The sequence below is a fragment of the Desulfobacter sp. UBA2225 genome, from assembly GCF_002348205.1.
GTDB classification, from domain to species: Bacteria; Desulfobacterota; Desulfobacteria; order Desulfobacterales; family Desulfobacteraceae; genus Desulfobacter; species Desulfobacter postgatei.
In genome coordinates this window covers 20065-27886 of record NZ_DDYV01000066.1, presented here as the reverse complement: position 1 = coordinate 27886, position 7822 = coordinate 20065, and the positions used below count along the sequence as shown (strand labels likewise).

5 protein-coding genes are annotated in these 7822 nt (G+C 46.0%); 4 read left to right on the top strand and 1 reads right to left on the bottom strand.

Annotation, left to right across the window (positions count from 1 at the left end; all coding sequences use genetic code 11):
* Window positions 1-152 precede the first annotated feature (152 nt).
* On the top strand, window positions 153-1106 hold the full coding sequence (locus B3D59_RS03605) for a tetratricopeptide repeat protein (RefSeq protein WP_286817746.1): 954 nt from the start codon (window positions 153-155) through the stop codon (window positions 1104-1106).
* Window positions 1107-1515: 409 nt separating this feature from the next.
* Entirely contained in the window at window positions 1516-1950 is a 435-nt protein-coding gene (locus tag B3D59_RS03600) for a hypothetical protein (RefSeq protein WP_286817744.1), read from the top strand.
* 409 nt (window positions 1951-2359) lie between these two features.
* Here the strand turns inward: B3D59_RS03600 and B3D59_RS03595 are convergent, their stop codons facing one another.
* Window positions 2360-3205, bottom strand: coding sequence for a DUF2914 domain-containing protein (locus B3D59_RS03595; protein WP_286817743.1), 846 nt, complete (start codon window positions 3203-3205; stop codon window positions 2360-2362).
* A gap of 255 nt (window positions 3206-3460) precedes the next feature.
* Here B3D59_RS03595 and B3D59_RS03590 point away from each other — a divergent pair, with 255 nt between their 5' ends.
* Both B3D59_RS03590 and B3D59_RS03585 read left to right on the top strand, forming a co-directional pair.
* Window positions 3461-4981: a glycogen synthase gene (locus tag B3D59_RS03590; protein ID WP_286817742.1), complete on the top strand. Its 1521-nt coding sequence runs from the start codon at window positions 3461-3463 to the stop codon at window positions 4979-4981.
* A 110-nt stretch (window positions 4982-5091) separates the two neighbouring features.
* Window positions 5092-7794 carry an SNF2-related protein gene (locus B3D59_RS03585; protein WP_286817740.1) on the top strand — a complete coding sequence of 901 codons (2703 nt, stop codon included), beginning with the start codon at window positions 5092-5094 and terminating at the stop codon, window positions 7792-7794.
* The last annotated feature ends 28 nt before the right edge of the window (window positions 7795-7822 follow it).

Sequence of the window (7822 nt, the reverse complement as noted above, 5' to 3'; positions counted from 1 at the left end):
TTTTCACTCCTTTTTTTGTTGATGCCTTTATAATAAAATTGACTTACATATTAGCATGTTACGATTGAATTGAAAAAGGATTTCTTAAGTCAACGGCATTGACTGATTGGTTACACTTACTGGAAGAAGTACTCTACTTCTGCAAAGATTTTTTGTCAAAAAAAGACTTTCCTACTGCAATTCAAAATTTTATATCTGATTTGATTTCCTATAAAACTGAACTATCTCTAAACGTTGAGAATAATCTTGATGAGGCAATGCAATTTCAAAATTTAGTGATAGAAGAACAACGGAAAAAAGTGTCTAAGCTCATAGAACTTCCTGTGGATTCTATAAGTTATACTCAGCGCAACACTATCCGATCATTAGGCGTGGCACTCGAAAAATATGGATCTTTATTGGCTGATAGAAATAATGCATCTTGCATGGATTTTTATCAAGAAGCTCTTTGTATGTACGAGCATATAAACGATCAAAATGCTCAATCTACCATTGCTATCAGTATTGGTAATGTATATTTTCAAATCCCAAGCTTATACGATCTTGATCAGGCAATATATTGGTATGAGAAGAGTTTGAATTTAACAGAAAATATTGACATGTTGGTACAAGCACACGCTCTCAACAGCATAGCCAATGTTTATTCACGTAAATTCATGGATGTTCTTAGGATGAATAAATCTGAAGAGAAAGTGCTTAATCTTGCAAATAAGGCTTTAAAAAAATATGAGGAAGTGCTTGAATTGCTTAAAACTTTGCCTCATATAGGTCATCCATTACCTGTACATGATTTGGGTATTGCCTATAATGGTATCGGATGTATTTATGGAAACCTTGGCCAATTGGATGAAGCCCTTCCTTATTATCAAGAATCAATCCAATGTTTTGAGCAATCAGAGGATTATAATAATGCGGCTATGACAAGATATAATGTGGCTATAGATTTATATAGATATCCAGAACAGGGCCGATTAGAAGAGGCTCTTTTGTATGCTGAATCTGCTATGCGTGAGGCTCTGAAGCATGGAAACCATACAAAAGGTGTTGCTGAGCGCTCTGAAAAGTTAATACATGAGATCCAAGAAAAGCTGAAAGAAGGGCCTTGAACAAATGAAAGAGGCAGATCTTTCCTTTTGCCTCTCGAATAAAGTGGTAATTCGATACATTTTTTGGCCTAACATGAAGATCAATCCTGATCGCTACGCTAATGTGGCAGATTACCTAAGCATTAGACGTAAAACAAAGGGGAAGATGATGTCTGAGACAACTGAGAAAATTGAACTCAAGTGCCCAATTTGTAAAGAAATACACGAATACAGCATCACTGTAAATCAATCATGTGTTGTTTATGGTATTATAGTATCAACGCCCAGTCAATCTGAATCAACAGTAAAACGATTCAAGAGGACTTTTATTTGTCCAAAAAAAAATGAGCTATTCCAGGCGATAGTCACAATAGAAGAAGGGGACGAGAATAAAATCAACGACGTTTCGGTGAAGGAATAGCTAAGAGACATGGCAGGTAAAATAAAAGTGGAAGACGCTCAGCCATTGACACCCCACACAAATGCAATTGTAGAGGCAGGCAAACGCTTATTGATAGAATCTGTAGAAACCGGTCGAGAATTCTGCAAGTCAATGATAAGCATTACTCTGGCGGCTATCCCTACATATATAGGATTATTAAAATTATTCATACTGAAGGACCATTTACTCTCAGTCATTGCTGGGTCTTTTTGGTTTGTACCGGTGGTTTTATTCGTTTTTTCTGCAACCTCCTTTGTGGCAGGTTACCTACCGACCAAAAGTATCGTATCAATTGAGCTTCCTGATGAGATAGAGGTTGCTATGAAAAGAGCTATAAATAGACGTTACTGGTTCGGAGTGTCTGGATTCGTACTGATGTGTATAGGTATCGGTACGGGTGTGGGTGTAATAGCTACACTTTAGTTTAGCGCTCAGAAGCGCCGAAAAGAAGCTTCCATTAGATCACTAAAAGCGCAGCTCGTTCTTAGCTTTTCTAGTGGCGGCAATTGGAGCTTAGAGTAGACTATGTCTATTTATCCTCGCCTAAGCTTATTTTAAAGCAGCATTCAATAACACACGTATTGCGGATATAGATCATTTCAAATTTTCATTGAGACAACAACATCAATATCCAAATGCCCCAATGTGGCATTTAAACCCTCCGATTATTATTAATTATTGGCATCAAACTCATAAAAAGTGGAACTTGATATGTATATCCTTTTCGGCTGTAGAAGGTCTCGTTCGAGCACAAGAGCGTGTATCGATACCAAGTTTGCATGCCCTGGTTTATCGCAGAAGTGGGGAGGGTATCAAGGAATGAAAGAATCCGTCAGCTTCCAACGGTGAAATCGGTTCTTGCGATTACCTGCCCGCTATTGTTGACAACGTCCACACGCCATGATCCGGCATGTTCGGGTTTGTTCAATCTCACTTTACTCCAGGTTCGGGTCCTGGGGTAGAGGACCGGGAGAATGATTCGGCAGAACCTCTCGCCGTTTAGGTAATAGATGTGGCTCAGGTCTTGGGGGGGCTTGTCGGTCAGGACGTTCATCCATATCCAGACCACTGGTTTTGCACCGTTTTCCATGGAAAAACGGTTCTCCGGAGATATATATTGCCTGTTTTTGATGCTGCGGCAGATAACCAGTTCCTCGATGGTCACATCGGTGGTGCTGACGATCTCTGGAAGTGTCTCCACAGGTGCTGCCTTTTCCGAGGTCTGTAGAATTTCAGTCTGTACAACGTCGGAATGCGGCGGCTCCTCTTCTGCCGGTAAAACAGGCACCGTTTCAGACAAGAGTGCCTGGACCGGCTTTTCATTGGGCAGATCGGGTTTTTCAACATCAGTTAATGGGTGTTGAGCCATGGGCATTGACTTTTTTTGGGAGGCGGTCTCAAATTTTTCCGGGGTGGATGAGGGGTCTGTCAGCGTGCGTTCGGGAATCGTGTGGTAGACCATGAATATGATGCCTGCCGCCAAGATGAATCCTGCCGGCGCCAAGAGGTACCATGAGCGTCTGTGAGGGACCTGCTGCTTGAACTGCGCCCGGAGTTGCTCCTTTTCCTCGACAATGTTTCGGAATTTTTTTATGAGGCGCTCGTCGCGCTCCTCAATACTGCTTTTGTTCATCATACCCTGTTTCTCTGTGAGGTTGTCAATCAAATAGGTTTTCATATCAGCAAGGTTTGTTTTTGTCCATCCTCCAGGTTGTGAAAATACCAAAAAAAAANNGGGGGGATGTCTGATTCTTTTACATTCTGGAAAGTTAGTTGACAAAGATTTAAAAAATTTTGAACCGATTTCAAGAGGCGTATAATTGCCCATGCCTGATGTACCAGGGGATAGGATGGCTGGTCTTCTGCAGGCACAGAAGATGCAACAATTGAAGTATTTCTTACTTATAAAAAAGACAGTGGAAGGAAGGTCCTCATGCCTAATAGACCAAGAATTCTTATTGTCACCCCGGAGGTGACTTATCTGCCGGAAGAAATGGGATCCTGCGCAGGCTATTCGGCCAAGGCCGGCGGCCTGGCCGATGTATCAGCGGCTCTGATCAGTGCCCTGTTCGATCTGAACAGCGATGTCCATGTAGCCATACCTGATTACCGTTCCATCTATCATGATTATTCCACCGAAAAGCATGACCGGGAGGTGGAAAAAATCAGGCAATGCCTGAATGAGGAGCGGATTCATTTTGCCGCGGACCGGGCGTTTCTTTATAAAGAAAAAGTATATTCCGCTAGTTATAAGACAAATTTAAAGGTATCCCTGGCATTTCAGCGGGAGGTGATCAATAATATCATCCCCAGGGTAAAACCCGACATTATCCACTGCAACGACTGGATGACAGGCCTGATCCCGGCCATGGCAAGGCAGTATGGCATTCCCTGCCTGTTTTCCATTCACAATATCCACACCATGACCTCCACCCTGGCCGAGATAGAGGACCGGGGGATTGATGCTGCTTCCTTCTGGCAATGGCTTTATTTTAAACGGATGCCTGAAAGTTATGAGGAAAGCCGGGAATCCAACCGGGTGGATTTTCTTTGCTCAGGCGTGTTTTCAGCCCATTATGTCAATACGGTCAGTCCTGCGTTTTTGCAGGAGATCGTTGAAAACCGCCATCTTTTTGTGGAACCCGGGCTTCAGGCCGAATTGACCCACAAATGGAAGGCCGGCTGTGCCACGGGTATTTTGAATGCGCCGGAACCGGAATTCAACCCGGCAGTGGATGAAATGATCCGGTTTAATTACGGGCCGAAAAATCACCGCGGGATGAAACAGAAAAACAAGGCCTTTCTCCAGAAAACCGTCGGCCTTGAACAAAATCCGGATGCGCCTTTGTTTTTCTGGCCTTCCCGTCTGGACCCGGTCCAAAAAGGATGCCAGCTGCTGGCCCATATCATGTACGAGACCATAGAACGCTACTGGGATACCGGGATCCAGATCGTCTCCGTGGCAGACGGGGAATATTATAAACACTTCAAAGATATTGCCGGATTCCATGATTTAAGCCATCGAATAGGCGTTTTGAGTTTTGATGAACAACTCTCCCACCAGGCATTTGCCGGAAGTGATTTTGTTTTCATGCCCTCTTCCTTTGAACCCTGCGGCCTTCCCCAGATCATCGGCGCCATTTACGGCACCCTGCCCATTGTATTTGACACCGGCGGCCTCCATGACACGGTAAGGCCCCTTGACCTGGAAAATTCCAGCGGCAACGGTTTTATTTTCACCGTATATGATGCCCAGGGACTGAACTGGGCTGTGGATCGGGCCATGGACTTTTTTGCCCTTAATCCCGATGAAAGGGAAGTCCAGATCCGGCGGATCATGATTGAGTCCGTCACGGAATTCAACCACAGCCGCTGTGCCGAAAGCTATATCAGCCTGTATGAAAAAATGCTTGAAAGACCCTTCATCGTGAGCCCCTTTTTAAGTAAATCATAAATTCAAACAGCACATTCTGCTCAACACCCCGGACAGTGCTTGACTTCCCCATGCGGGAATGGCATAAGACCTACTTTTTACACAATTATCATGGGTGAGTTGACCGCGGCATGAGCGAAGTGTCTAGGACAGGCAGTCTTTTTAAAGGGCAACGATGGGTTTCTAAAACCGAGCCTGAATTGGGGTTGGGAATTCTTTTCTCTTTTGACGCAAGAACCCTGACCCTGCTTTTTCCCGGTTCGGACTGTTCAAGGAAATACAGCAGGGCGGCAGCGCCCATCAAAAGAATACGGTTCCAGCCGGGAGACCGGATCAGCGGAGAAGACGGAACACGGATAACCGTGGAAAAAGTGGAGGAAACGGCTGGGATTCTCACTTATTTTCAAGGGGAAAAAAGGCTTTTTGAGCATGAATTGTCATCGGTTTTATCCGTGGACATGCCCTTTTCAAAGCTTCTTTCCGGGCTTTCCGGAACATCCGGGAAATTTGATCTAAGATATCGTATCCGATCGGCGCAAGGGGCGTATCAGAAATCACCGGCCAGGGGATTTTTAGGCGGTCAGGTGGATTTGATCCCCCATCAGTTCTATATTGCCGGTGAGGTCTCCAGCCGGTATTTTCCACGGGTTCTGCTCTCGGATGAAACAGGCCTTGGCAAGACGATTGAGGCGGGTTTGATTCTTCACCGCCTTCTGGTCACGTTTCAAATTTCAAGGGTGCTGATTATTGTTCCCGATGCCTTGGTTCACCAGTGGTTTATTGAATTGTATCGAAAATTCAGCTTGATTTTTCGCATTTTTGATCAAGCCTATTTAACCGAAGCTGCCGCGGCTGAGCCGGACATGAATCCTTTTCTTTTGGATCAGCAGGGGATCTGTGCCGAATCCTTTATCAGTGACTCGGACCATGTGAAAAAGGCGTTGATCAGCGCGGGGTGGGATATGGTGGTTATGGATGAAGCCCACCATATGGCAGAGGATTCCCCCCTTTATCAATTTATGGCCGGTCTGGATACTGAGACCCGGGGGATGATGCTTCTTACGGCAACGCCGGAGCAGATGGGGCTTGAAAACCATTTCGCTCAGTTAAAACTTTTAGATCCGTGCCGTTATCATGATTTTTCAGCTTTTGTGGCGGAGTTGGAAGGGCATAAAGCCGTGGCACAACAAGTCAGGGAAAAATTGGACCGGGGAGAGTCTGCAGCGTCGCTCCTGGACGCTTTTGGACCCGGCAGGGTAATTTTCAGAAACAGACGCCGTTCCATAAAAGGCTTTCCTGAACGAGAGGTGAGCCTGATTCCCCTTGAGGGGAGGTCTCGTTTGGAAGATGATCCAGCCGGTGATCCCAAAGTCGCCTGTCTTGCCCAACTATGCCGTAGGTTAAAGCCTGAGAAAATTTTGGTGATTTGCCGTTCAAGGCAGATCGTAGCGGCGGTGCTCCAGGGACTTGAAGCGCATATCCGTGTGGATGCGGCCCGGTTCGACGAAAGCATGGACCTGCTGGCCAGGGACCGCCAGGCTGCCTGGTTTGCCGACCCTGAAGGGGCAAGATTGCTGGTCTGTTCTGAAATCGGCAGTGAAGGAAGAAATTTTCAGTTTGTCCATCATCTGTTTCTTTATGATCTTCCCGTAAACCCGGAACGTTTAGAGCAGCGCATTGGTCGGCTGGACCGCATCGGCCAAAAAGAAAAAATTGTCATCCATGTACCGTATATCCGCAACACCGCCCATGAGATTTTAGCCCTGTGGTATGATCAGGGAATCGGCCTTTTTAAAGAGAACGTCAACGGGTTGCACGCCGTATTTAACCGGTTTAAATCCCGTGTGGTTCAATTGATGGCGCAGGCGGATAAACAGCCGGTTGGCGTGATCGATTCTGAAATTGAACAGAAAATGACGCGCTTGATTCGTGATACTGCAGCCTTTGTCACGCAGATCACCCGAACGCTGAACCAGGGCCGTCATATTCTTCTTGAGTTAAATTCGTTTAAACCGGAATCTGCCCATGCATTAATTCAAATGATTCAACAAACGGAAAAATCCCACGACCTTCATAATTTAATGGAGGATCTGTTGGATGTTTACGGCATTGAAACCGATCGGATCACCGAGGTTTCGGGCAATTCGGTGGTCTCTTTTATACCGGATCGAATGACCGATGAAAATTTCCCCACACTGAGCGGTGGCGGCAAATTTGTCACCTTTGACAGGGCCACAGCCATTGCCCGTGACGATCTTGATTTTTTAACCTGGGATCACCCCTTTGTCCGTCAGGTGATGGAGTATTTTATTACCCAGGGCGAAGGAGAGTCTGCCGTGGCCAGGCTTTCCGGAACAGGCCGGCAGGGGCTGGTTCTTGAAACGCTTTTCCTTCTGGATCTTCCTGACGGGGACGGATCGTTGGCCGACAGCTTTCTTGCCACTGTGCCGATTCGTGTTGTGGTTGACCATCACGGAAGACCGCTGGCTTCGGATGATCTGCCTGCCAACTGGGAATCGTCTCTTATGTCGGATGACCCGGGCTGGTTTTTGGCGCTGCCGCAACTGGTTGGAGAAATTCTTCCGGAGATGCTGGAGAAAAGTCAGAACCTGGCCGAAAAAACAGCACAGATTCATCGGCTTGAAGGTGCGGCTGAAATGGAGAACGTGTTGACCCGGGAAAAGGACCGTCTGGTAACCCTTTCAAAAATTAACCCCGGAATTTCGGCTAAAGAAATTGAGGCACTGATCAAAGAACAGGCGCATCTTAGAATCCGGATCCTTAATGCCGGACTTCGGCTGGATGGGGTGAGGCTCATCCGGATTTTTGAGTAGCTTTCTGCATTTTTTCTCGATCCGGGCC

Excerpts from the sequence above, each read along its gene's own strand:
- B3D59_RS03595 (WP_286817743.1), bottom strand. The coding sequence starts at position 3,205 with ATGAAAACCTATTTGATTGACAACCTCACAGAGAAACAGGGTATGATG.
- B3D59_RS03585 (WP_286817740.1), top strand. The coding sequence starts at position 5,092 with ATGAGCGAAGTGTCTAGGACAGGCAGTCTTTTTAAAGGGCAACGATGG.
- B3D59_RS03590 (WP_286817742.1), top strand. The coding sequence starts at position 3,461 with ATGCCTAATAGACCAAGAATTCTTATTGTCACCCCGGAGGTGACTTAT.
- B3D59_RS03600 (WP_286817744.1), top strand. The coding sequence starts at position 1,516 with ATGGCAGGTAAAATAAAAGTGGAAGACGCTCAGCCATTGACACCCCAC.